Below are 738 nucleotides of genomic sequence, written 5' to 3'. Positions count from 1 at the left end.
ACTTTCGGAATCTCGGTTGATTTCTTTTCCTCGGGGTACTTAGATGTTTCAGTTCCCCCGGTTCGCCTCGTTATGCTATGTATTCACATAACGATACTAGCTTATGCTAGTGGGTTTCCCCATTCAGAAATCCCAGACTCAAATGGTTGTTACTACCTAATCTGGGCTTATCGCAAGTTACTACGTCTTTCATCGCCTCTGACTGCCAAGGCATCCACCGTGTACGCTTAGTCACTTAACCATACAACCCGAAGGAGTTTCGAGTTGATGAACAAGTCACCAAAGTTGTCTCTCATTATTTGAATGAGCGAGAGACATATCGATTTTGCCGGACTCATCTCTTTACCTTCATTTTTAGAAAAAATGAAAACAAAAAGCCAAGAACACTTGAATGTGTTTTTTGGTGTTTGTCTTAAAGACAAACATTGAGAACTTTACAAACAACAATAAATTGTTGTTTTGTCAGCTTTCCAAATTGTTAAAGAGCTAATCACTTCTAATGAAGTAACCATTTTTAAAAACTCTCAAGAGAGAATGTTTAAAGATGGTATCCCGTAGGGGAGTCGAACCCCTGTTACCGCCGTGAAAGGGCGGTGTCCTAGGCCTCTAGACGAACGGGACACTAAGTGAACATCTTGGAGGATGTTCTATCTCTTAAACTTCATAAACCGTATCAATCTGTGTGAACACTCATCGCAATAATCATCGTTTAAGGAGGTGATCCAGCGCCAGGTTCCC

1 tRNA gene and 1 rRNA gene are annotated in these 738 nt (G+C 41.2%); both read right to left on the bottom strand.

Annotated features, from left to right (window positions below):
- A 23S ribosomal RNA gene (locus IQR33_RS24240) occupies positions 1-241 on the bottom strand; the annotation flags it as partial.
- A 304-nt stretch (positions 242-545) separates the two neighbouring features.
- A tRNA-Glu gene (locus IQR33_RS24235) sits at positions 546-621 on the bottom strand.
- Between the last annotated feature and the right edge of the window lie 117 nt (positions 622-738).

The sequence above is a fragment of the Vibrio sp. OPT46 genome (assembly GCF_015163535.1).
GTDB lineage: Bacteria > Pseudomonadota > Gammaproteobacteria > Enterobacterales > Vibrionaceae > Vibrio > Vibrio alginolyticus.
The sequence above is the reverse complement of the archived record's forward strand: the minus strand, read 5'-3'. Positions and strand labels throughout refer to the sequence as shown.